General features: G+C 40.5%; 23 protein-coding genes and 1 riboswitch. Of the genes, 3 read left to right on the top strand and 20 right to left on the bottom strand.

What is annotated here, in order from left to right; all coding sequences use genetic code 11:
* Positions 1-317: 317 nt before the first annotated feature.
* The 9 genes from IEX94_RS13565 to IEX94_RS13525 form a co-directional block, all read right to left on the bottom strand.
* On the bottom strand, positions 318-2,714 hold the full coding sequence (locus IEX94_RS13565) for a YhgE/Pip domain-containing protein (RefSeq protein WP_156856690.1): 2,397 nt from the start codon (positions 2,712-2,714) through the stop codon (positions 318-320).
* Between the two features lie 655 nt (positions 2,715-3,369).
* A complete protein-coding gene (sufB, locus tag IEX94_RS13560; protein WP_156856689.1) occupies positions 3,370-4,767 on the bottom strand; it encodes a Fe-S cluster assembly protein SufB in 1,398 nt (465 codons plus the stop codon).
* A gap of 34 nt (positions 4,768-4,801) precedes the next feature.
* Entirely contained in the window at positions 4,802-5,236 is a 435-nt protein-coding gene (gene sufU, locus IEX94_RS13555; protein ID WP_156856688.1) for a Fe-S cluster assembly sulfur transfer protein SufU, read from the bottom strand.
* Positions 5,226-6,446: a cysteine desulfurase gene (locus tag IEX94_RS13550; protein ID WP_188858242.1), complete on the bottom strand. Its 1,221-nt coding sequence runs from the start codon at positions 6,444-6,446 to the stop codon at positions 5,226-5,228. The genes sufU and IEX94_RS13550 overlap by 11 nt, the downstream gene beginning before the upstream one ends.
* The gene (gene sufD, locus IEX94_RS13545) at positions 6,446-7,759 is read right to left on the bottom strand and encodes a Fe-S cluster assembly protein SufD (protein ID WP_188858240.1); all 1,314 of its coding nucleotides are present in this window, start codon (positions 7,757-7,759) and stop codon (positions 6,446-6,448) included. Before sufD ends, IEX94_RS13550 begins: the two co-directional genes overlap by 1 nt.
* A gap of 17 nt (positions 7,760-7,776) precedes the next feature.
* Positions 7,777-8,562, bottom strand: coding sequence for a Fe-S cluster assembly ATPase SufC (gene sufC / locus IEX94_RS13540; RefSeq protein ID WP_156856685.1), 786 nt, complete (start codon positions 8,560-8,562; stop codon positions 7,777-7,779).
* A 565-nt stretch (positions 8,563-9,127) separates the two neighbouring features.
* Positions 9,128-9,592: a KGG domain-containing protein gene (locus IEX94_RS13535; RefSeq protein WP_188858237.1), complete on the bottom strand. Its 465-nt coding sequence runs from the start codon at positions 9,590-9,592 to the stop codon at positions 9,128-9,130.
* Positions 9,593-9,719: 127 nt separating this feature from the next.
* Positions 9,720-9,869 carry a hypothetical protein gene (locus tag IEX94_RS13530; protein ID WP_188858235.1) on the bottom strand — a complete coding sequence of 50 codons (150 nt, stop codon included), beginning with the start codon at positions 9,867-9,869 and terminating at the stop codon, positions 9,720-9,722.
* Between the two features lie 21 nt (positions 9,870-9,890).
* The gene (locus IEX94_RS13525) at positions 9,891-11,153 is read right to left on the bottom strand and encodes a hypothetical protein (protein ID WP_188858233.1); all 1,263 of its coding nucleotides are present in this window, start codon (positions 11,151-11,153) and stop codon (positions 9,891-9,893) included.
* Positions 11,154-11,388: 235 nt separating this feature from the next.
* Between IEX94_RS13525 and IEX94_RS13520 the strand changes: the two genes are divergently transcribed.
* A complete protein-coding gene (locus tag IEX94_RS13520) occupies positions 11,389-12,072 on the top strand; it encodes a DUF421 domain-containing protein (RefSeq protein WP_188858231.1) in 684 nt (227 codons plus the stop codon).
* Positions 12,073-12,118: 46 nt separating this feature from the next.
* Here the strand turns inward: IEX94_RS13520 and IEX94_RS13515 are convergent, their stop codons facing one another.
* The 11 genes from IEX94_RS13515 to IEX94_RS13465 form a co-directional block, all read right to left on the bottom strand.
* Positions 12,119-12,259 (bottom strand): YuzK family famiily protein, encoded by a 141-nt coding sequence (locus IEX94_RS13515; RefSeq protein WP_194461812.1) that lies wholly within the window; start codon positions 12,257-12,259, stop codon positions 12,119-12,121.
* A gap of 227 nt (positions 12,260-12,486) precedes the next feature.
* A complete protein-coding gene (locus IEX94_RS13510; protein WP_188858229.1) occupies positions 12,487-13,362 on the bottom strand; it encodes a MetQ/NlpA family ABC transporter substrate-binding protein in 876 nt (291 codons plus the stop codon).
* A 17-nt stretch (positions 13,363-13,379) separates the two neighbouring features.
* Complete coding sequence (locus IEX94_RS13505; RefSeq protein WP_188858228.1) at positions 13,380-14,036, bottom strand: methionine ABC transporter permease; 657 nt, start codon at positions 14,034-14,036, stop codon at positions 13,380-13,382.
* Entirely contained in the window at positions 14,029-15,057 is a 1,029-nt protein-coding gene (locus tag IEX94_RS13500) for a methionine ABC transporter ATP-binding protein (RefSeq protein ID WP_188858225.1), read from the bottom strand. Before IEX94_RS13500 ends, IEX94_RS13505 begins: the two co-directional genes overlap by 8 nt.
* Before the next feature lie 87 nt (positions 15,058-15,144).
* Positions 15,145-15,246: riboswitch (SAM riboswitch) on the bottom strand.
* A gap of 52 nt (positions 15,247-15,298) precedes the next feature.
* Positions 15,299-15,619: a thioredoxin family protein gene (locus IEX94_RS13495; protein ID WP_188858223.1), complete on the bottom strand. Its 321-nt coding sequence runs from the start codon at positions 15,617-15,619 to the stop codon at positions 15,299-15,301.
* A 12-nt stretch (positions 15,620-15,631) separates the two neighbouring features.
* On the bottom strand, positions 15,632-15,988 hold the full coding sequence (locus IEX94_RS13490; protein WP_188858221.1) for a toprim domain-containing protein: 357 nt from the start codon (positions 15,986-15,988) through the stop codon (positions 15,632-15,634).
* Between the two features lie 118 nt (positions 15,989-16,106).
* A complete protein-coding gene (gene gcvH, locus IEX94_RS13485) occupies positions 16,107-16,493 on the bottom strand; it encodes a glycine cleavage system protein GcvH (RefSeq protein ID WP_188858218.1) in 387 nt (128 codons plus the stop codon).
* A gap of 94 nt (positions 16,494-16,587) precedes the next feature.
* On the bottom strand, positions 16,588-16,944 hold the full coding sequence (locus IEX94_RS13480; protein WP_188858216.1) for an arsenate reductase family protein: 357 nt from the start codon (positions 16,942-16,944) through the stop codon (positions 16,588-16,590).
* Between the two features lie 137 nt (positions 16,945-17,081).
* Positions 17,082-18,866, bottom strand: a complete 1,785-nt coding sequence (locus IEX94_RS13475) for an acyl-CoA dehydrogenase FadE (RefSeq protein WP_188858214.1) — start codon at positions 18,864-18,866, stop codon at positions 17,082-17,084.
* A 39-nt stretch (positions 18,867-18,905) separates the two neighbouring features.
* Positions 18,906-20,081 (bottom strand): acetyl-CoA C-acetyltransferase, encoded by a 1,176-nt coding sequence (locus IEX94_RS13470; protein ID WP_188858212.1) that lies wholly within the window; start codon positions 20,079-20,081, stop codon positions 18,906-18,908.
* Positions 20,082-20,101: 20 nt separating this feature from the next.
* Positions 20,102-22,489 carry a 3-hydroxyacyl-CoA dehydrogenase/enoyl-CoA hydratase family protein gene (locus tag IEX94_RS13465; protein WP_188858209.1) on the bottom strand — a complete coding sequence of 796 codons (2,388 nt, stop codon included), beginning with the start codon at positions 22,487-22,489 and terminating at the stop codon, positions 20,102-20,104.
* Between the two features lie 340 nt (positions 22,490-22,829).
* Here IEX94_RS13465 and IEX94_RS13460 point away from each other — a divergent pair, with 340 nt between their 5' ends.
* Positions 22,830-23,762, top strand: a complete 933-nt coding sequence (locus IEX94_RS13460; protein ID WP_188858207.1) for a metal ABC transporter solute-binding protein, Zn/Mn family — start codon at positions 22,830-22,832, stop codon at positions 23,760-23,762.
* 14 nt (positions 23,763-23,776) lie between these two features.
* A complete protein-coding gene (locus IEX94_RS13455; RefSeq protein ID WP_188858204.1) occupies positions 23,777-24,532 on the top strand; it encodes a metal ABC transporter ATP-binding protein in 756 nt (251 codons plus the stop codon).
* Positions 24,533-24,539: the final 7 nt, after the last annotated feature.

The raw sequence follows: 24,539 nt of genomic DNA, 5'->3' as shown, positions 1-24,539 counted from the left end.
CCCCTTTACGGAATGAGATAAAGGAAACATGCCCCTTTAGGGTAGACGTGAGTTGGGCCTTGGCCCGTTCTTAGTCGGCCTTCCTTTTCTCTTTGAGTTGATGCCCGCTTTCACCACAAGGGTATAAGGGCGACTAAGCCTCACAAAGACCGCTCGGCAAGTCTTCTTTATCGATTGGAGGAGTGTGAAGTTTGATAGTTGCTGGGCGCAGAGCGGACGTGGCTAGCCCTGGATATCTAAGTTATGCACAACATTTATATTTTATAGGACGCTATGCAATGAGGAAAAACCCGCCACTAAAAATGGCGGGTTTTTCATTATAAAATAACTTTACTTTCACGTGCTTCTTCTAAGAACTTATCGCTTCGTTTATTTATTGTTTCTTTTAGTTTAATACCGATAAACAAGAAGATGATCATAAAACCGACAAGCCAAGCGATATGGGTGAGCACGACGGACCAAACAATTCCACCTGTCGCTTCCCTTAACAAGCCCAATCCATGCGTAAACGGCATAAACTTGTGGATTGTTTGGAAGAATTGCGGTGTTGTCTGGATTGGGAAGGTACCCCCCGACGCTCCGAGTTGCATAACGAGCAAGATAATCGCAATCACTTTGCCCGTATTTCCAAAGACGGAGACAAATGTATAAATAATCACCATAAACACTGTACTGATCAGAAAAGCAAATAGAACGTATAGGAATTTGTGTACAACGAATGTTTCAAGCAAGAACAAATTACCGCAAGTGACAACTAAAGCCTGTACCAGTCCAATCAACCAAAATGTTATAAATCTGCCGAAATATGCTTCATAGCCCTTGTATTTATGCTTATTCGGTACGTCAACAATCAAAGTAGAAACGAGGATCAGCCCCCCAACCCAGAGGGAGAGTGTCGTAAAGAACGGAGCCATGCCTGATCCATAGTTCGGAATTGGGAATAATTTGTGTTCCTGAAGAATGATTGGATCTGCGAAGAATTCTTCCTTTGCGTTCGGATCATTCCGTAGAAAGTCAATCAGTTCTTCGAGATCTCCTTTAGCTTCTAATTCCCTCGTTTTCTTCGCTAAACTAAATAATTTCTCTTTCGCTTCAGGAAAAACAGATTGAATTTTGTCCAACTCTTTTTTTCCTGTACCGATTCCTGCATCAACTTTATTTAAAATTTCCTCTACTTTCGGAAAGTAGGAAGTGACTTTTTCTATTTTTTTATCTGCTTCATGAATTGCATTTCGGGCCGTGTTCATTTCTTTATTGTAGGTTGGCATTAAATCTTGATCGATAAATGTTAATAAATCATTAATGGTTGTATTAATTCGTAAAGCGTGTTCCTCTATATAATCTAATACGTCGGCTAGTTTTGCTTTCCCTTCCTTAGCTGCAGTAATTTTTGCAAGCACTTCATCTTTGAATTGTCTTAGATCTTCTTCATAACCCGCAACCTTATCAACTCCGTCAAGGAAAATACCATCTGCAATAGATTCTTCAACTTGTTTACTTGCCTCGATTGCATGCTGAATTGCTGCTTGTCTAGCTTCGATAATTTCTACCATCGCTTTTAACTGCTCTAAAGACTTCTCATCTTCACTTGGTGCATCTTCCCCGTTATCTGGTGCATTTTCGATGACATCAATCGTAGCCAGCAGATCTTGTTTCGCTTTTTCGAGCCGTTCATTGTCTTCTTCTAATTGGGCAACAAGATTGGCGATTTGGTTGCCGTTGGTTGCTTCTTCATCCGCATTTTTCAACGCTTCTTCCAATAACTGCAGGACTTCGATTCCTTGATCGATTTTTCCTGTGCTATTTTCTATTTTTGTTACAACTTCATCAAAAGAATCTTCTTTCTCGGATATTTGACTAATTACCCCTGGAACTTCTTTGATAACTTTTTGTGCTGTTGTTAAATCATTTTTAACAATGGGAACATATTCGTCTACATACTTATCAGTTTCATTAAGAATCTCCTTAGCTCTTTCACTAAGTGCCTGAACTTGTACACTCACTTCTTCTGCTTTCTTAACACCTTCATGCGCTTTTTCGCTCGCATCTTCCGCTTTGTCTAAATCATCTCCCGCAACACCTAAAAGTCGCTCAATTTCAGGCATGTCTTCTTCTAACTGATAGATGGCATCCCTTAAGCGTTCAATGCTTTCTTTGTTCGCTTCCAGTTCAATTCCGGCTTCATTGAATGCTGTAAAAATCGCTTCATTGGCAACTTTAATAAATCCTTGATGGACACTTTCCACAATACCAGTTGCCCCTGCATTCGTAATTTTCGGAGCAATGGCGTTCACTTTCTCATTAATATAATAATCCAATACAGGCTTTTCGGGTTTATCATCCAGAACGCTCGTTAATTTCTCGGAGAAATTAGACGGAATCGTAATAGACGCATAATAATCCGCTTTTTCAAGACCTTCTTTCGCTTCCTTTTCATCAACAAATTGCCAGCCTAGCTTCTTATTATCCTTTAAGTTTGTGACAACCTCATCCCCGACATTGACCGTTTCTCCTTCTACCTCCGCGCCCTCATCCAGGTTCACAACTGCTACCGCAACATTCTCCGTGTTGGCATATGGATCCCACGAAGGTAAAATGTTGAACCACGCATACATGGAAGGTAAAATCATTAGAGCTACAATCACGATGATTGCAGCACGTTTCTTCCGTATATTATTTAAATCTGTTTTAAAAATATCCCATATATTCTTCATAACTTAATCATCATCCTAATAGTGTAATTTCCTTCGACATTCTCCATCATACTAAAATACACTATTTACTTGAAAAACTCCACAATTTTAGCGGGTACAGTACAAAAAAAGCTTATTCAGAACATGCCATTACAAGTAACTCAAGTTATTATCATCTTTTTATTTATAATTTCCCGTACAACAATAGAGTAAGCACACCATTTTCTACTTATCATACGGAGTCACTCACTTTTGCAACTTTTCCAGTGGGCCTTTTCATTACTATTCCCTGCTCTACTTCTTACTATCCATAAGCTTGGCTTGTCCATCACAGACTTACCTAAGGTTTACCACGGAGTAGAGACAGTAAGACCTCCTCGGGTCATGCCACCGAACTTTCCCCCGAAACCAGCCTTCATAACTAATGGAATCCGTATCGATTATGGGATATTCCCTTCTTGTGCAAGGTTATCCGCTTCTACCAGCATGGGTTTGGGTTTGATGTCGCCTGTCCCTTCAAACCCTCCGACATTGCCCCACGACCACGCACTGCTGCTTTTCAGCTAGACACTTTCGCCACAACGACGTGTTAGAGGCTATCAGCGATTAGTTCGATGTGCTGCCAAACGCACAAAAAACCCGCCACATATCTGTGACGGGGATGTTTTATTTAAAATTATCCGATAGAGCCTTCCATTTCGAATTTGATCAGTCTATTCATTTCAACTGCATATTCCATTGGAAGTTCTTTTGTGAATGGTTCGATGAAGCCCATAACAATCATTTCTGTTGCTTCGAATTCATCTAAGCCACGACTCATTAAATAGAATAATTGTTCTTCGGAAACTTTGGATACTTTCGCTTCATGCTCAAGTGAGATATTGTCATTTAAGATTTCATTGTATGGAATTGTGTCAGATGTAGACTCATTGTCCATAATCAATGTATCGCACTCGATATTCGCACGTGCTCCGTCCGCTTTACGTCCGAAGTGAACAAGTCCAAGATAAGAAACTTTACCACCATTACGGGAAATGGACTTCGATACAATCGTTGAAGATGTATTCGGTGCTAAGTGATGCATTTTTGCACCAGCATGCTGTAATTGTCCTTTACCAGCTAGCGCAATCGATAGTGTATTACCTCTTGCTCCTTCACCTTTCAAGAGAATAGAAGGATATTTCATCGTTAATTTCGATCCTAAGTTACCATCAATCCATTCCATTGTTCCGTTCGCATCTACAGTTGCACGTTTCGTAACAAGGTTATAAACGTTGCTGGACCAGTTCTGGATTGTAGTATAACGACAGTATGCATCTTTCTTAACGATGATTTCAACTACTGCACTATGCAAGGATGCTGATGAATAAGTTGGTGCTGTACATCCTTCCACATAGTGAACAGATGCATCTTCATCAACAATGATTAGCGTACGTTCAAACTGTCCCATATTTTCCGTGTTAATACGGAAATATGCTTGCAACGGCGTTGAGCTTTTGACTCCTTTTGGAACATAAATGAAGGAACCGCCGGACCATACTGCAGAGTTCAGAGCGGCAAACTTGTTATCGGAGTATGGCACTACTGTACCGAAATACTCTTTAAATAATTCTTCATTCTCCTGCAAAGCAGTATCTGTATCTGTGAAAATGATTCCTAATTCTTGAAGATCTTCCTTCAGACTCTGATAAACTACTTCAGACTCATACTGAGCAGATACACCAGCAAGATACTTCTGCTCTGCTTCAGGAATTCCAAGTCTGTCAAATGTCTGTTTAATTTCTGTTGGAACCTCATCCCAAGTTCTACCTTGTTTCTCCGATGGTTTTACATAATAGATGATCTCATCAAAATCAAGTCCTGATAAGTCACCGCCCCATTGCGGCATTGGACGTGCATAGAAATGCTCCAACGCTTTCAAGCGGTAATCTAGCATCCATTGTGGTTCTTCTTTCATTTTGGAGATTTCCTCAACGACTTTTCGAGTTAATCCTCTCTCCGTACGGAAAACCGATACGTCTTTGTCACGGAAACCATATCTATAATCTCCTATTTCAGGCATATTCCTAGCCATAGTTGTAACCCTCCTTCAGATATTTCAAAACACCTTATCCCTGATCATGGACACCTTTTTCAAGAGCTTTCCAGGCCAATGTTGCACATTTAATCCGGGCCGGGAATTTGGATACACCTTGAAGGGCTTGAATATCCCCTAATTCAAAGCCATCAGTATCGATTTCTTTTCCAAGCATCATATCAGAGAAAAGTTCAGACATCGCAAGTGCTTCGTCAACCTTTTTCCCTTTAATTGCCTGGGTCATCATCGATGCGGATGACATGCTGATGGAGCAGCCTTCTCCTTCAAAGCGGGCATCTTTTACAATGCCATCTTCAAGCTGCAGTTGCAGTTCAATCCGGTCTCCACAAGTAGGATTGTTCATATCAACGGTAAGAGAATCACCCTCAATTAATCCGCGGTTCTTCGGATTTTTATAGTGATCCATGATTACTTGTCTGTAAAGCGTATCTAAATTATAAGACATCACCAAAATACTCCTTCGCTTTTAACAGTCCTTCGACGAGACGGTCTACATCTTCCTCTGTATTATACAGATAGAAACTTGCTCTAGCTGTTGCCGTAACGTCTAACCATTTCATCAGCGGCTGTGCGCAGTGGTGACCTGCACGAACTGCAATTCCTTCCGCATCGAGTACGGTTGCTGTATCATGCGGATGGACCTCTCCTAAATTAAAGGTTACAAGGGCAGCACGCTCTTTTGGACCATAAATTGTAATCCCATTCACTTCACGCAGCTTATCTATTGCGTATGCCGCCAATTTTTTCTCATGTTCTAAAATATTATCTAAACCAACTTCATTTAGAAAATCGATTGCGGCTCCGAGACCAATTGCACCAGCAATGATTGGAGTACCAGCTTCGAATTTCCATGGCAGTTCTTTCCAGGTAGAATCATAAAGGTTAACGAAATCAATCATTTCCCCACCGAATTCTACTGGTTCCATGTTCTCTAGAAGTTCGCGTTTCCCATATAATACACCAATTCCAGTTGGGGCGCACATTTTATGCCCAGAAAATGCATAAAAATCTACATCGAGATCTTGTACATCCACTTGCATATGTGGCGCCCCCTGGGCTCCGTCAACGACAATAACTGCATTATTTTCATGTGCAATCTTTGTAATCTCTTTGATCGGATTGATTGTTCCAAGAACGTTCGAAACATGAGCGATAGCGACAATTTTTGTGTTTGGAGTAATTGTTTCTCGGGCGTCTTCCAGTGACACGGTGCCGTCCTCTTGTAACGGAATATATTTCAAAGTTGCACCAGTAGCTTTAGCTGCCTGTTGCCAAGGAATAATGTTACTATGATGCTCCATCGGCGTGATAACAATTTCATCGCCTTCTTTTAAATTGGCACGCGCATAGCTCCAAGCTATGGTGTTAATAGCAGTTGTAGTTCCACGGGTAAAAATAACTTCGGCAGTACTTTTAGCATTAATGAAAGCTCTGACCTTTTCACGTGCTCCTTCGTACTGATCGGTAGCACGTGTTCCTAGAGTATGCACGCCGCGGTGAACGTTGGAGTTCGTCTCCCGGTAGTACTTGGCCACAGCTTCTATCACAGAAACGGGTTTCTGTGAAGTAGCTGAGGAATCCAGGTATACGAGCGGGTGTCCATTCACCTCTTGACCCAGAATCGGAAACTGTTCTTTAATGGCTCTTACGTCCATTAGTTGATTTTCCTTTCGATCACTTGTGTTAATTGTTTTTTCACAGATTCAATCGGAAGCTGGGAAACAACAGGATCAAGGAATCCATGAATTAACAGACGTTGCGCTTCCTCTTCAGTCAACCCACGACTCTTCAGGTAGTATACTTGCAATGGATCAACACGACCTACTGAAGCTGCGTGTCCTGCTGTAACGTCATCCTCATCGATAAGCAAAATAGGGTTAGCGTCACCTCGAGCTTTTTCACTTAACATAAGTACGCGAGACTCCTGTTCAGAGTTTGCTTTCGTTCCACCATGCTCAATCTTACCAATCGCGTTAAGGATTGCTGTAGAACCTTCCGTCATTACACCACGTTGTAAAATGAAACCATCGGAAGCTTTTCCGTCATGGTGCATAACAGAAGTAAAGTTTTGTGTCTGTTTTCCACGGCCAACCGATACAGCTTTCGCTTGGGAAGTGGAGTTATCGCCGACTAGGCGAGTGACGTTTTCTGAAACAGTATTTCCGTCGTTCATTTGTCCTAATGCCCAATCAATTGTTGCGTCACGGCTTGCGATACCACGGCGGTTCACATATGTTGTAGTTGCAGCTGCAAAGTTATCAACTGCGCCGTATGCAACTTTAGCACCGTCGAGTGCATATACTTCCGTTACGATGTTGGCAACCGTTTCATATTCTTCATTATGGGAAAGATAGTTTTCCACATATGTGATGGAACTGTTTTTATCCACAACAACAAGTACATGGTTCACAAGTGTGATTTCTGGGTCTTCTTGCCAGAAAATGGATTGAATTGGTGTTTCAATTTGCAAGTTTTCAGGTATATAAAGGAATACACCACCATTAACAAGGGCGGCATGAAGTGCAGTCAGCTTATGCTCGCTAACATAAACACCATCTTCCGTCATGAAATACTTTTGAACGAGATCCGCATGTTCACGGATAGCAGTATGGATGTCAGTGAAGATGACACCTTTTTCTTTTAATTCATTATTCAATGCAGCGTAAGCAACAGAATGATTACGCTGAATGATCAAGTTTTCCGGTGCTTGCTTTTCATCAAAGAAATCACGTAATTCTTCCGGAAGGTCTTGAATGGAAGATACTGATTCACCAGTTTTGAAATCATGATTGAACTCTGTAAAGTTCCAATTTCTAATTGTTGTTTTATCAGGCTTTGGCATTTCCAAGCTTTCAGCCTGCTCTATCGCATCCAGGCGGAATTTCTGCATCCACTCTGGCTCATTTCTTTTCTTTGAAAACTGTTCAACATAAGCCTTATCAAATGACAGTTTTGTTTCCACAGTCATGATACTCCTCCTAACGTTTATGCATTTTGTTCGATTGTTTCGTCTTCGATACCTAACTCTTCTTTAATCCATTCGTAGCCTTCCGCTTCTAGACGCTTAGCTAACTCTGGACCACCAGATTTTACGACACGGCCTTGCATCATGACATGTACATAATCCGGTGTGATGTAGTTTAATAAACGTTGGTAGTGAGTAATGATTAATGTTCCGAAGTTCTCATCACGTAGTTTGTTAATACCTTTAGAAACTATTTTTAACGCGTCGATGTCAAGTCCTGAGTCAATTTCATCTAAAATACCGATTTCCGGTTTTAGTAGCATTAATTGAAGGATTTCGTTACGTTTCTTCTCCCCACCAGAGAATCCTTCGTTCAAGTAACGTGTAGCCATGCTCTTATCAATTTCAAGGAAATCAAGTGTTTCATCAAGTTCTTTAATGAATTCCATTAATGGAATCTCATCGCCTTCTTCACGTTTTGCATTAATTGCACTACGTAAAAAGTCAGAAGTTGTTACACCGCTGATTTCACTTGGATATTGCATTGCTAGGAAAAGACCTGCTCTTGCACGCTCATCCACTTCCATTTCTAATACGTCTTCACCATTAAACGTAATGCTTCCTTCTGTTATTTCATAAAGGGGATGCCCCATAATTGCTGATGCTAATGTAGATTTACCTGTTCCGTTCGGTCCCATGATTGCATGGAATTCCCCGCCCTTAATTGTAAGGTCTACACCTTTTAATATTTGTTTATCCTCAATGGAAACATGAAGATTTTTGATTTCTAAAACTGATCCTGACATAATCAATACCTCCAAATGCTTATTCTAGTTTTCCGAGATGAACTTGATATTCATTCTCAATCTATTCTCATTACAATCTTAAAGCATTTCAAATTAATTATCAACCCATTCGGTCTATTTGCAATAAGATTGTATATAAGCGCTTAAATCCAACGGACAGAAGCGTTCGCCATTATCGAAATTTTTATTTTCTCGCCGAAAGTTCCCCCTCCAATCCTCGTTGTTTATACATAAGAAAAACAGCATGATAACTGATCATCCCGTTTCTTCTATAATATATATCTAGTATACACTATATCTCGTTCTCATTTAACTGACAACCCCTGTGGTTAAAGCCGTGGGGTTCTTTTGGCTTAGTAGAAGCTTTCCACCAACAGCACATTTCTTAAGGTAATCTTAGCAACTTTACGACATGCTGTTGCTATCCCTGCACTGCTGCGCCTTTCTAAAGAAGCTTGTGTTGCCAGAAGATATCGTTCGTAAGTTATGTAAAACATGTCAAAAGCGCAGACAGTACCGAATGGACTGCTGCGCTTTTTCACCTTAAGTGGAGTGTATTATAATTTTATTTGTTGTTATTATTGTTTCGGCGCTCTCGGGCTCGAGATTTTCCACCTTTTTCACCGATATCTTCATAAAAGTCTTGGTCATGGTTCCGTGCAGTTGCCTCGCCACCCTTTTGACCAATTTCTTCATAGAATTCCTGATCGTGATTTCGGGAGGTAGCTTCTCCTCCCTTTTGACCAATCTCTTCATAGAATTCCCGGTCGTGATTCCGTGCAGTTGCCTCGCCACCTTTTTGACCAATTTCTTCATAGAATTCGCGGTCATGATTTTGCGCTGTAGCTTCCCCGCCTTTTTGACCGATCTCTTCATAAAATTCCTGATCATGGTTCCGTGAAGTAGCCTCGCCACCCTTTTGACCAATTTCTTCATAGAAATCTTGGTCATGGTTTCTTGAAGTTACTTTACCACCTTTTCTTCCTGCTTGCTCACGAGACATCTTACCATTATTGTTGTTTTTAACCATTTGTAAAAACTCCTTTCATGATGATAATTCTTGCTCGTACATTACTTTAGATTCCACATTTTATTAAAGTTAAACTCAACAAACGACATTTAATAGAGTTGTTTTCTACTTGTAACATTTGTAACATCTATTTATTTTTCTTCAACTTATCATAGACCTTTTCAACGGCAATTTCTTTTTCTTTTTTCTCTTTATCCTCTAGTTCAAATTCCATCCGATCCTCCGGCGGCAGCTGAAAATAAGCATTCTTCTTTGAATCATTACCCTTAGGCAGCATGTCACTCTCTCCTTTCCAATGCTATAAATGAGCATTTATTTCCTCATCAACGTAATTCTTCCGTTTCATCCAGATGAAACCGTCTCCCTTTGTAATAATCGCGACGTCAATTGGCGGTCCTGCTGATTCGGTCGCTCTCGTTACTCTACGTTTAAATGTCGTCAAGGAGACGAGGGCTTCCGCCATATCTGCCAGCTCTTCTTTTGGCAAGGAACGGACAACACCAAGTAGGGGGGCAATATAATTTCTTTCCTGGTATTCTGTTATAGCGCTTTCTATAGACTCATACATTTCTCTACCCATTACTTCCAAGTCTTTAACTTGTTCTTTTGTAAAATCGAGTGCTAGACGTTTTTGAATTTCTGCAGGATAATTTCTCAATACACCCGAAATGATATTAAATATAAGATCTTCCATATTCGGTTCGATACCACTAATGAAGGAGTCAACCATTTCTCTTTGAGCAAATGCGGTAATCGTGGCTGTGCCATCGTCTTTATCCGTCGTATAACTAATTTTTTTATCTTTTAATTTCTTATATTTTAGTTGACCAAAGATAAATCCTTCCAATCTGTAATTTAATAGACGGGGAAAAATATCTTCTTCTCCATATCCGCCAATTACAAATCCAGTACTCCCTACGCTGAAATAGTCCTTCCGAACAGCTTCAAAAGCTAATTTGTAAAACTGCTCTGTCAGTTCTGCCGGAACATCATATTTAATCAGTTCATCGATTATTTCAATAACTACCGAACCAAAGCGTTCTTTAAAAGCATTTTCATCCATCTCTATAAAATTATTTTCTTCTTTTTGATAGGATTTAATTAGTTGACGAGTAGCTTCCCCAAGCCAGTTGGTAACCCGCTCGGACGAGACCCCCTCCTCCATATGCTCTTTTCTTGCCATTCGTTCTTCCACTTCTTTGACTATCCGTTTTAGATTATCGGAAAAAATACGATACACAATAATTTCTTCGACATATTTATCTCTGAACCGTTCATCTTCATCCAAAAAGCAAAAGAAATCATGGAGATAATCTTTTACATTCGGAAACTTTTTTGTCCCGAGATTATTCCGGTACGCTTTGATAATGACTTCCCAAGGAACTTCCATAAAGGACCCAGCCCCATATATCATAATTCCAATTGAATGTTCTTTCGATAATGAAAATAATTTATTGGCCGTATTATATACTTTTTGTACACCTTCTCTACCGCTTGTTATTGCACTGTCTGCAGCCATTGCGATTCCTTGTTTATTCAGTACTGCCACTTCAGCCGTCATTTTCGAATGCTCCTTTATTGGTTATTTGTAAATCCTTGATTCTATTCAACTAACATTCAGTGGGGAGGTAAGGAACGGTAAGGATCCCCACTGAATGAAGTTTCACTTTATATGTATTCCTTACCCGTGTCACCCAAGTGGAAAACGGAAGCAGCGATATATTCAACTTAGTAGATTAGTTAGTTCAATAAAGGGTATTACAATTACAAGAATAAAGCAGAGGTGAATAACAAGTATGGCGACATCGATGACAATAAAAATAATCTGTGGTTTACTCGCATTACTGATTGTAGTCCGTTTGTTAGGAAAGAAAGAACTATCTCAAATTACTCCTTTTGATTTTGTATATATCCTTGTACTCGGAGGCTTGCTCGAAGAATCGGTCTATGATGACAAAGTCACTGTTTGGCAAGTATTGGCAGCTATTGTCTTATGGTCCCTTCTCATATACAGTATTGAAAAGATCGTTCAGAAATTCGATAAAACAAGGCCAGCAGTAAAAGGAGAACCTACCGTCATTATCCATGATGGTGAACTCGATATAAAAGCTTTGAAAAAGAATAAGCTCGAATCGGAACAGTTGCGTACAATGCTGAGGCAACAAGGGATTTTCTCGATTAATGAAGTGAAATATGGAATAATCGAGCCAAGCGGACAGCTGAGTGTGTTAGAGCATGAACGATCCGTACCAGTCACAGCAGAAATGCTTTCCATCCAACCAAAAGAAGCAGCCCTTAGCTATCTAGTGATTGATGAAGGGAAAATAGTAGGAACAACGCTAGAAAAAATCGGAAAAAGTGAAACATGGCTAAAGTCAGAACTTGCGAAGTTAGGCTATACCGAAATCAGTAAGATCTATTATGCGGAATGGTCTAAAAATGATGGCTTTACAATTCGCGGTATGATGAATGAGGCATAAGCTAAAAGAACAGAAGACGGACCAAGTAGGCCCGTCTTCTGTTCTTTTAGTATCCAAGCTGATTGTCAATTTCAGCGATGATTTGTTTTGATTCTTGATATTCCCGTTCGCGTTCCCGCTCTACTTTCATTCGGTTTGCTAAATTCGATTCGTATTCGGCAATGCTCATTTTATGATATTCGTTCATTGCCTTTTCCATTTCTTGCGTATAATACTCATTATTAACCGAATTAATAATAAACCACTCCTTTGTTTTCTACATTAAAAGGTTAACACAATAACGCTACCCTGCTCAAAGGAGAAATAAACGTATAGGGTGGAGTATTTAACCGGAAATGAACGATGCTGTAATATAAAGAAAGGAAGCATAAACATCTAAGCTTATGCTTCCCTTTACTACCGATTTCACAAATTTTAATTGCTTCCGCCAACCGGAACAACTGCCCCATCATAATTTTCTAAGATGAAGTTTTGGATTTCTTCCGATTGTAAAACATCAACTAATGTTTGGAACGCAGGATTGTCTTTGTCTTCGCTGCGGACAGCGATGACGTTTACATACTCTGAATTCTCGTCTTCAATGAATAACGCATCTTCTAGCGGATTCAGGCCTGCATCGATGGCATAGTTTGTGTTGATTGCAACTAATGCATCCGGCTCCGACTCGTACATTTCTGGCAATAACAATGGATCCACATCTGGTGAGAATGTTAAATTCAAAGGATTGTCTACAATATCCTCAATTGTTGCCGTAGATTTCTCTACACTCTCATCCAATGTAATCAAGTCTTGTTGCTCAAATAATGACAGAATACGTCCATGGTCAGGAATGGAACGGCTGATGATAATCTCTTGACCATCCTCAATCTCATCAAGTGATGTGATATTTTTCGAGTAAACACCCATCGGTTCAATATGGATTCCATCAATATAATCTAAATCATACCCTGTGTCATCAATTGTTTGATCGAGGAATGGAATATGCTGGAAAAAGTTCGCATCGAGCGTACCCGATTCCAAGTCCTCATTCGGCAATACATAATCTTGATACGTCTCGATTGTAATATTGATTCCTTGCTCTTCAAGCAACGGCTTAGCTTCTTCTAAAATTTCAGCATGGGGTGTACTTGATGCACCAATAACGATATCAACCGGTTCTGTGGCTTCTTCTCCAGCGGTCTTATCTGCATCATCTGCGCCATTTGCGGTATCTTCTTTTTCTCCACTTGTACCACATGCAGCCAGCAACAGAATGAATGATAGTAGAATTAATCCTAGAAACTTTCTCATCTTTATTCCTCTCCTTTTTATCTTTTATCTATTTTATTGGTAATGAAATCTCCAATAAATTGAATAATAAATACAATGATCAAAATTATTATCGTACAAATAAACACAAGATCAAAGTTCCGGCGCTGGAAACCATAGAAATAAGCATAATCTCCAAGACCGCCTGCCCCAATTATTCCTGCCATCGCGGTATAGCCGATAAGTGCAATAGCCGTAACGGTCAGCCCTGATACGAGAGCTGGTAAGGATTCAGGTATCAATACTTTAAATATAATCGTACTCGTCTTCGCACCGATTGATTTTGCAGCTTCAATGACACCTTTATCAACTTCCCGGAACGCAATCTCCACAAGCCGAGCGTAAAATGGCGCGCTGCCGATAATTAGCGCTGGTAGCGCAGCACTTGGTCCTCGAATCGTCCCAATAAGGAAATTTGTAAATGGAAATAGTAACAGAATCAATATTATAAACGGAATCGAACGGAATACGTTGACAACAGATGCGGTTATTGCATTAATGACTTTATTTTCCCAAATACCGCCTCTTGCTGTAAGAAATAGTAATAATCCAAGAAGTATTCCGATGACCAAGGTGCCCAATAGCGAAATAATTGTCATATAAAAAGTTTCATTAGTCGCTGTTAACAGCTCGTCCATATTCACATTTTCAAACATTTAGGATGACCTCCAATTCCACGGAGGTTTTCGTTTGAACATAGAGAATAGCACGGTCAATTTCCGCATCCTCACCAGTAATTTGAACAAACAATGTTCCGTAACTTCCGGCCTTCGTATTTGTAATCTTGCCTTGGATAATATTGATATCGATGGCAAACTGCTTTGCAAGCTGACTGATTAAAGCTTTGTTCGCTGACTCTCCGATAAATTGCAGCTTGATTAGCTTCCCTTCTGGATTATCTTGGAGCATGCTTGGGATCGCATCCTCTTCCTCTGTATTTCCCATCACTTGGCTAACAAATTTCTTTGTTATTTGTTGTTTCGGATGCAGGAAAACATCGAGGACATCTCCCATTTCAACTACTTTTCCTTCTTCCATAACAGCAACTCGGTGGCAAATTTTCCGGATGACCTGCATTTCGTGGGTAATCAGAATAATTGTGAGTCCCATCTTTTCATTAATGTCTACGAGTAGATCCAAAATAGATGTTGTCGTTTCCGGGTCAAGAGCAGATGTCGCTTCATCACAAAGTAATAGTTTCGGTTTGTTCGCCAGTGATCTAGCAATACCGACACGCTGTTTTTGCCCACCACTTAATTCAGATGGATAAGCATCTTCCCGACCAGTTAAACCGACTAAGTCGATCAATTCCTGAACCCGCTGTTTACGATCCGTTTTGCTCATTCCAGCAATTTCAAGCGGGAATGCAATATTCTCCGCCACAGTCCGCGACCATAGTAAATTAAAATGTTGAAACACCATTCCAATGTCCTGGCGTGCAATGCGGAGATCATTTTTCTTCAAACGTGTTATGTCTTTATCACCTATTGTTACAGAGCCTCCTGATGGCTCCTCCAACCGATTGATCAAGCGGATGAAGGTACTTTTACCAGCACCACTATAACCAATAACGCCAAATATTTCTCCTTCTTTTATATCCAGATCCAAATCATCAACTGCAATGATTTGCCTTTCTTTTGTAACGTATTGCTTCCTTAAACCTTTAATGGAAATCAACTGACTATCTCCTTCCAAATAAATCAAAAAAGCGCCTTTCTATTCGAGAACAGAAAGACGCTTTTACCTATAATTGCATTTCTTGTTCTCTTATCTATCAAGATATTAGCAGGAATTGGCACCTTTCAAATGACTTTGAAGGTTGCCGCGGTTTCACAGGGCCAGTCCCTCCACCGCTCTCGATAAGAGCATACCTATTCAATTAATATAAAGAAATCATAGCATGAGTTGAGTTAAGCTGTCAATAGCTTTCCCCAGTGAAGAGCTCAGGCTTATATTCGAAAAGATAACGATAAATATTACCGGTAGAATAGAAAGTATACACTTTCTCCTTTACTTCATTATTCTCTTTAATTAATAAACAAGGCACGTTCTCTATTTTATGTTCGTGTAAGAAAGCTTCTTCAAAATTGGCATTCATTTCATAAAATATTTCTTCGCCATGAATGTCTTCAATTTTTTCAAGTATCGTCCTAGCCATATGGCATGTGCCGCAAAATGGCGAATAAATATATAATAAGTAAGAATCTTTCTTTAGCTGTTTTGATATTACTTTCTGCATAGGCTCACCTGACTAGTATAAAAATGTTGGTCGTACTGAAAAATGTTTTGCAACGAGTAAGGAGGCAAGGATTTTATAAGGGGTAGTTGCGACTTCACGGTAATCCCTGCTGATATAAATATGGTCGGCATGAGGGAGTTCCCGTGCCAGTTGTTTTCGTAGTTTCAAGCCATTTTTATCTTCATCGACAAAGATGTAGACATCATTTTCATCTAAGTTATATGTTTCTAACAGCTCATCAAACCAATGGATGCTTAGTGAGCCGTTTGTACAAATAATCGTGACTTCTTCGCTTAGAATTTCTTCTATCTTACGTTTATCTGTCAACCCCTCCACAATAATAACTTTTTCGGTTTCGTGTGCTATCATACCCTGCCACTCCTTATCCGATCAAATCATCCACCTATTATTATAGCATATGAAAGAAAGGAGGCTGACTATACTGTTTTATTGTATAGTTAGTCCCCCTCTTTTTTGTCTTGCTGTATTAATCTTCTTCTATAATTGCTTTGTATTCTTCAGCTGTCAGTAAATTATCCCATTCACTTGCGTCCTCTAGTTCTACAACGATCATCCAAGCCTGTTCATATGGAGATTCGTTGACAAGTTCTGGGCTGTCTTCCAATTCTTCATTGATTTCAACTATTGTCCCTTTGACTGGTGCATATAACTCGGAAACTGTTTTTACCGATTCTACACTGCCAAATGAATCGTCCGCTTCGACTGTGTCGCCCTCTTCCGGAAGTTCGACAAACACGATATCTCCAAGTTCATCTTGAGCGAAATCAGTAATTCCGATGCGCACTTTATTGTCGCTCTCTTTCTTAATCCACTCGTGCTCTTTCGTATAACGTAAGTCCTCTGGTAAATTCATCGGTTATCATCCTTTCCGTTTCTTCTCACTCCAACTATACAATGGATAGATTAGAAAATCTACTATACATCACATTTTCTCTTTACCTTCTGTACTATTTCCAAATTGATTCGTATTCGTCTTCTTTAAAACCAACCGTAACTTTGTCTCCCATCGCTGCTATCGGTCGTTTAATCAACATACCGTCAGAAGCTAGGTATTCTGCCATTTCTTCAACTGAAGCATCTTTAATCTTCTCTTTCATATTCAATTCGCGATATTTTTTACCGCTCGTATTAAAGAACTTCTTCGGTTCTAGACCACTTTTTTCAATCAATTGTAAAATCTCTTCCTTAGATGGTGTATCCTCAACGATATGGACTGCCTCAAAGTCGATATCGTTCGCTTCCAACCACTTCTTCGCATTTCTGCACGTGCCGCATTTTGGATACCAGTAAAAAGTCATACTCATTTTAAAAAACCAGCTCCTTTATGTAATTACCACTATTTTAACATAGAAGGTTTGTTGACACATGTATTTGCTACAGAGCTCGTATGGTTTTAAAAAAAATGGTCCGGAGCATATTCTATACTCCGGACGAACTGAAATTATACGATATACTTTTCACTTTCGATAAGTGATTTGGCGATTTCCCGTTTCTTCAGAGTAACATTCGTCGGTTCATGACGGGTCAATTTACGTAAGGAAGAGAGCATCATCCGTAGAGTATCCCCATCTTCCACCGCAATTAAGATCTCTTTTGCTGCTGCCTCAATCCGATTGAATGCTTCCTGTACATATACTTGAGTATAAAGCAGTTTCAGCTCATTCTTCTCCTCGCCCGTATGATGGATCGCTTTTTCAGTACGGAGGAGGGCTGATTCCATATTAAAGACATCTCCAACCATATTGGCCAAGTGGACGAGAATTTCTTGCTCATTCTCAAGCTTCTGCATGTATTTCTGTGCCGCCAAACCAGCACCTAAGAGAACAATTTTCTTTGCATTACGCACTAAATGCTTTTCCTGATCAAGTGGTCCTGTGCCAACTTCTTCAGGCATCATCATCATAAGCTCTTCCTGAAGTCCTTGGGCTTTCTGTAATAATGGTAGTTCCCCTTTCATCGCCTTCTTCAGCAATGTTCCCGGAACAAGCAGTCGGTTGATTTCATTCGTACCCTCAAATATCCGGTTGATCCTGGAATCCCGATAGATTCTTTCTACCTCATATTCTTCCATGAACCCATACCCACCATGCAGCTGAACTGCCTCGTCAGCAGTGCGATCAAGTAATTCTGTCGCCATATATTTCGTTATCGAGCATTCGATTTGGTACTCAGCAATTGCCCGGGCAATTTCCCGACCGTCCTCAAGTTCTTCATCAGACAAAGCACCCATCCGCTGCTCGAACAATCCTACTGTACGATAAACCGCACTTTCATTTGCATAGATTTCACTCGCCATCGTAGCAAGCTTAGATTGGGTTAGGGAGAAGCTCGAAATTGGTACACTGAATTGTTTCCGTTCATTTACATATTTTGCCGCTAGTTCAAATGCCCGTTTCGAGCCACCAACTCCACCGATGGCTAGTTTGTAACGTCCAACGTTCAAAATATTAAAGGCAATAATATGTCCTCTACCTTTTTCACCTAGGAGATTCTCTACCGGCACTTCTGCATCTTCCAAAATCAGTGTCCGGGTCGATGAGCTCTTAATCCCCATCTTCTTCTCTTCCAAACCGGTGGACACACCTGGATAATCGCGTTCTACAATGAACGCAGAGAAATGTTCACCATCAATTTTTGCATAGACGACAAATACATCTGCGAACGCGGAGTTCGTGATCCACTGCTTTTCCCCATTCAAAATATAGTGGGTTCCTGCCTCATTCAGCTTGGCAGTCGCTTTTGCCCCGAGAGCGTCTGAACCGGAGCCAGGTTCTGTCAGGGCATAGGCGGCGATTAGCTCGCCCGTCGCAAGCTTTGGCAAATATTTCTCCTTCTGTTCTTTATTCCCGAAAAACACAATTGGCAGCGAGCCGATACCGACATGGGCTCCATGAGTGATGGAAAATCCTCCTGCTGGTGCCATTTTCTCTGTAATCAAGGATGAGCTAATCTTATCCAGACCAAGCCCACCGTAAGCCTCCGGAACATCTGCACCGAGCAGGCCTAGCTCTCCCGCCTTTTTCAATAATTCCACGGAATGTTCGAATTCGTGGTTTTCTAACTTGTCGATAAGCGGGACGACTTCATTGTTAACATATTCCTCTGTTGTTTTCGCAATCATTTTATGCTCATCTGTTAAGTCCTCAGGAGTGATAATGTCCTCACCGGTTAATTCTTCAATGAGGAAAGCTCCTCCTTTAAAGAGTCTGTCTTTTGTTTCACTCATAATCGATCTTCTCCTTTTATTAAAAGTTAGTTGTAAAAATTAAATTAGCTCAAATACTCCTGCTGCTCCCATTCCACCGCCAACACACATCGTAACAATTCCAAATTGAACATTTCTGCGGCGCATCTCATGAGCTAAAGTTAGCGTCAGCTTCGTTCCCGTCATTCCTAGCGGGTGCCCGAGTGCAATTGCTCCACCGTTTACATTCACAATGGAAGTATCTAAGTCAAGCGCTTCAATAACTCGTAACGATTGGGATGCGAACGCTTCATTCAGCTCGATCAATCCGATATCCGATAACTCAAGGCCGGCAATTTCCAGTGCCTTTGGTATCGCCTTTACAGGACCTACTCCCATAATTTCCGGCTCCACTCCAGCTACAGCATAGGAACGGAATTTTAATAAGGGGATTAATCCTTCTGCTTGGGCTTTCTCGCGCTCCATTAATAGGACGGTTCCTGCCCCATCGCTCATTTGCGAGGAGTTTCCAGCTGTTACAGATCCCTTAACATGAAATGCAGGTCTCAGTTTAGCAAGGACTTCTGTATTTGTATCTGCGCGTACCCCTTCATCCATCGCAAATTGTTTTGTCTGTTCTACAACCTTATTATCCTTACCGATAACACGTTCTGTGACTTCCACCGAGACAATTTCATCAGCGAATTTACCTTCTTGAATTGCTTTCGCTGCCCGCTCATGACTTTGTGCTGCAAAAGCATCTTGATCTGCTCGGGATATATTGAAACGATTCGCCACTTCTTCCGCCGTATGTCCCATGCCCATATAATAGCCAACCGCATCTTCTACGAGTTTCGGGTTTGGTTTAATGACATGTCCGCCCATCGGAATTAAGCTCATCGACTCTGCTCCACCAGCAATAATCGCATCACTTGCGCCAACCATAATACGTTCAGCACCATAGGCGATTGCTTGCAGTCCGGAAGAACAATAGCGATTAATTGTAATTCCCGGAACTTCTTTCGGAAGACCGGCAAGCCCCGCAATGTTTCTTGCCATATTCATCCCTTGCTCTGCTTCCGGCATCGCACAACCGATGATGACGTCATCAATATTTCCGGTATAGTCGCCTGCCCTTTTCAATGTTTCTTTGATTGTCAGTGCAGCTAAATCATCCGGTCTCGCGTCTCTTAAACTACCTTTATTCGCCTTACCGACCGGAGTCCTTGCTCCTGCAACGATAACTGCTTCCTTCACATTTTCTCCCCCTCAGGTCCTTAGTTGCGTAATGGTTTCCCTTTCATTAACATGTGTTGCATCCGGGCTTGTGTTTTCGGTTCACCGATTAGACTTAAGAATGCTTCTCGCTCGAAATCGAGCATTGTCTGCTCATCAATAAGCGAACCTTCTTTAATTCTTCCACCGGATAAGACATAGGCTAGCTTTTCGGCAATCTTCACATCATGTTCAGATGCATAACCGCTCATCTGGAGATTTTTTGCCCCGAGCAGCATCGCCGCATAGCCTGCATTTCCAACGACCGGAATTTTTTCTTTTGCAGGTGCCCGGTAACCTGCTTGAGCTAGTGCAAGCACTTTTTGTTTGGCATCGTAAATTAAATGATCTGGATTCGCACTGATCGCATCTTTTTGGTCTAGAAATCCTAGCTCTTGTGCTTCTTTTGCGGAGGTTGATACTTTCGCTGTTGCCACTTTTTCAAAGACATCATTCGCGACCTTCGATAAGTCAAAATCGATCCCCTTTGGCATATTGCGAAGTTGTTTTAGATAAAGTTCTTTCGTGCCACCTCCACCAGGTATAAGACCGACACCAACTTCGACAAGTCCCATATATGTTTCCGGTGACGCTTGAATTGCTGCTGCAGGTAGCGACACTTCCGCCCCGCCTCCAAGCGCCATATTAAATGGAGCGACGACTACTGGTATATTTGCATATTTAATGTTTGTCGTCATATTTTGAAACATACGGATGACCATATCAAGTTCATAGAAATTATCATCCTGTGCTTCCATTAACATTAATGCGAGATTAGCACCAACACAGAAGTTTTTACCCTGGTTTCCAATAACAAGCCCCTCATAGTTAGCTTCAGCTTCCTCGATTGCTGTGTTCACCATTTGCATAATATCGAGACCAATCGCATTATTTGGTGAATGGAATTCAAGTAATAGAACACCATCATCTAAATCTATTAAACTTGCACCAGTATTTTTCTTGATTACATTTGATTCATTCTTAAAGAGTCTTAGATTCACTTCTTTCGGATTTGTCTTAAGCTCTTCAAATTCATTGCCATTATAAAAGGTTATTTCTCCGTCTGCTTGTTTATAAAAAGATTCATATCCTTTTTCAATTAACTCTAGCACCCAGCTTGGCACTGTCTCCCCTTCACGTTGCATCCGCTCGGTTGCTTGTTTCAAACCAATCGCATCCCACGTCTCAAATGGTCCGATATCCCAACCGAATCCCCATTTCATCGCTTCGTCAATAGCCGTAATATCATCGGCAATTTCACCGACCAGTTCGGCGGAATAAATAAGGACCGGTTTTAATAAAGACCAAACGAGCTTAGCTGCTGGATCATCGGGCATCGATAGAAGCGCTTTCATTTTGGCGCGAGAGCCTTTTGCTTGCTTTGCCATTTCGATTGCTGGTGTTTGTAATTTCTTTCGTTCACTAAATTCAAGTGTATCCGGATCAATTTCATAAATGACTCCAGCTTTTTTCTCGTAAAATCCCTTTCCAGATTTAGAACCGAGCCAACCATTTTCAACCATTTTCTGCATAAATGCCGGCGGATCAAATACTTCCTTTTCTTTTCCTTCCACTTTGTCATAGACGTTTCGTGCGACGTGCAGGAATGTATCGAGGCCGACTACATCCAATGTACGGAACGTGGCACTCTTCGGTCTACCGATAAGTGGACCAGTAACCGAATCAACTTCCCCAACACTAAATCCTTGTTCAAGCATTTCCCTTAGTGTGATAAGAAGCCCATATGTCCCAATTCGGTTTGCTATAAAGTTTGGCGTGTCCTTCGCTTCTACAACCCCTTTACCAAGAACATTCTCACCGAATACTTTCATGAACTCAAGTACATCTGGATCGGTATGTGAGGTTGGAATTACTTCCAACAATTTTAAGTAACGCGGTGGATTAAAGAAATGTGTTCCTAGGAAATGTTTCTTCATATCCTCACTACAGTCTTCAATCATCGCTTCTACAGATATTCCTGACGTGTTGGAACTAACAATACTGCCCTTCTTCCGGTGTTTATCCACATTTGCAAATACTTGCTTCTTGATTTCAAGATTCTCTGTCACTACTTCAATAATCCAATCGGCTTCCTCTAAGCGTTCCATATCATCTTCAAAATTCCCAATTTCAATCAAATCAAGACTTGCCTTCGATGTAATGGGTGATGGCTTTTGCTTTAATAATGCCTGTTTACTTTTCTCGACTATCCGATTACGCACTCTTTTGTCTTCTAGCGACAATCCTTGTTTTTCCTCTTGCACCGTTAATTCTGATGGTACAATGTCGAGCATTTGTACAGGAATGCCGTTATTTGCTAAGTGTGCGGCGATTCCAGACCCCATTACTCCAGAGCCTAATACAGCAGCTCGCTTGATTGACCGTTTCATGTTTTATCCCCCAATCCATATCTTTGAATGAATGCTCATTCATTATTCTTTAAAAAAATAAGAGAACAATCTCTTAACCTGCTTTTAGTATAAAATACTTTCTGATATTTCGCAACAGAGATGTTGGTTTTTTTCTAAATCGAAATGATTATTATTTACAAATCGGAACGGTTACGATATGATTAGAAAAGAATTTCATAAGCTGATTGCCACCATTCAGCATAAGTGTTCTTGCTCTTTCGCTTATATTAGAGCTCTACTCACCTTTCAGGTGCATGATTGTTGAATTAATAATAAGGAATTATTATAGGAAGAATTTCATCGTACAGGAGGATGTTCATTGAGAGTATTGAAACGTATTTTTATCTTTTTATTATTTATTTTATTATTAGCCGGTTGTAGCACGGCATCAAATGATATCGACCAATCAAAAGGGACGATTTATACAACAATATATCCGTTACAATTTATCGTTGAGGAGATTGCTGGTGATCTTGTTGAAGTACAGTCCGTTTATCCTCCTGGAGTGGATGAGCATACGTATGAACCTGCGGCAAAGGAATTGGCAAAGATTGCGGATGGAGATGCTTTTATTTATATCGGCGCAGGGCTTGAAGCATTAGCAAGCACCGCTGCCAGCGCTTTAGAAAATGAAGATGTGAAGTTAATCGAAATCGGTCAGCATGAACAATTATTCTTAGCCCAAGAAGATGACCATGACGCTCACGAAGATCATGATCATCACCACGGAGACAAGGATCCGCATATTTGGCTCGATCCGATTCGCATGATTGAGATTGCCGAGATTATCCATGATGAGTTAAGTAAACAATATCCGGATGAAGCGGAACGGTTTGCAGAAAACTTTGCACATTTAAAAGAACAACTTCAAGCAATAGATGATGAATTCACAGAATTACTTGCAACAAAGTCAACTAAAAAATTACTCGTCACCCATGCAGCTTTCGGTTATTGGGAAGAACGCTACGGAATTGAACAAATTTCCATCCACGGGCTTTCCACGGAAAATGAACCATCCCAGAAAGAATTAGTAGAAATCATTGACGTAGTAAAAGAAAATAACATCAATCATATTATTTTTGAACAAAATGTAAAAACTCGAGTTGCTGAAGTGATTCAGCAAGAGATCAATGCTGAACCGTTGATTATCCATAATCTTGCAGTACTCACCGATGAAGATATTAAAGAAAATCGGGATTACCTCTCCATTATGAAAGATAATTTAGCAGTTCTCGATGAAGCAATGAATTGAAAGGATGTGTTCCAATGAATGAACCTATTATAACGATGCATAATGTCAGCTTTTCCTATCAAAACAAACCAATACTCGATGGGATTAATTTTGAACTTCCAAAGGGCAAGTTTATGGGCCTAGTTGGTCCGAACGGGGGTGGAAAAACCACGCTGGTCAAACTGATTCTCGGCTTGCTTAAACCAGATGAAGGAAATGTAACATTATTCGGCATACCACTGGAAAAGTTTCAAGAAAGAAATAAAATCGGGTTCGTTTCGCAAAAAGCAAATAGCTTTAATACAGGTTTCCCTGCAACTGTTTTTGAAGTCGTTTCAACCGGTCTTACGGCAAAGCTTGGCTATTTTACATTTTTTAACAAACAAGATAAACAAAACATCCTAAGAGCACTTGAATTGGTCGATATGAGTGGGTTTGCCAATGAAAATATCGGAAAGCTTTCTGGCGGACAACAACAGCGGGTATTCATCGCTAGGGCACTTGTAAGTGAGCCGGAATTATTGATTCTCGATGAGCCAACCGTTGGAGTTGACCAAGAAAATGTGAAACGATTCTATGAGTTACTACACAAATTAAATGAGGAACAAGAGATTACGATTCTTTTAGTCACCCATGACACTGAGATTATGACGGAATATGCGACAGATGTTGTCTGTTTAAATAAGACATTGCATTTCCATGGAAATTCTGAAGAATATTGTTCCCTTTCCGATAAAGACCTATCTTTATTTTATGGACATCCAGTCACAACGATTGTCCATCATTCGTAATGGAGGA

Source organism: Oceanobacillus indicireducens, from assembly GCF_014647195.1.
Classification (GTDB): domain Bacteria; phylum Bacillota; class Bacilli; order Bacillales; family Amphibacillaceae; genus Oceanobacillus; species Oceanobacillus indicireducens.
Note: the sequence above shows the minus strand (reverse complement) of the source record. Positions and strands in the feature narration are given on the sequence as shown.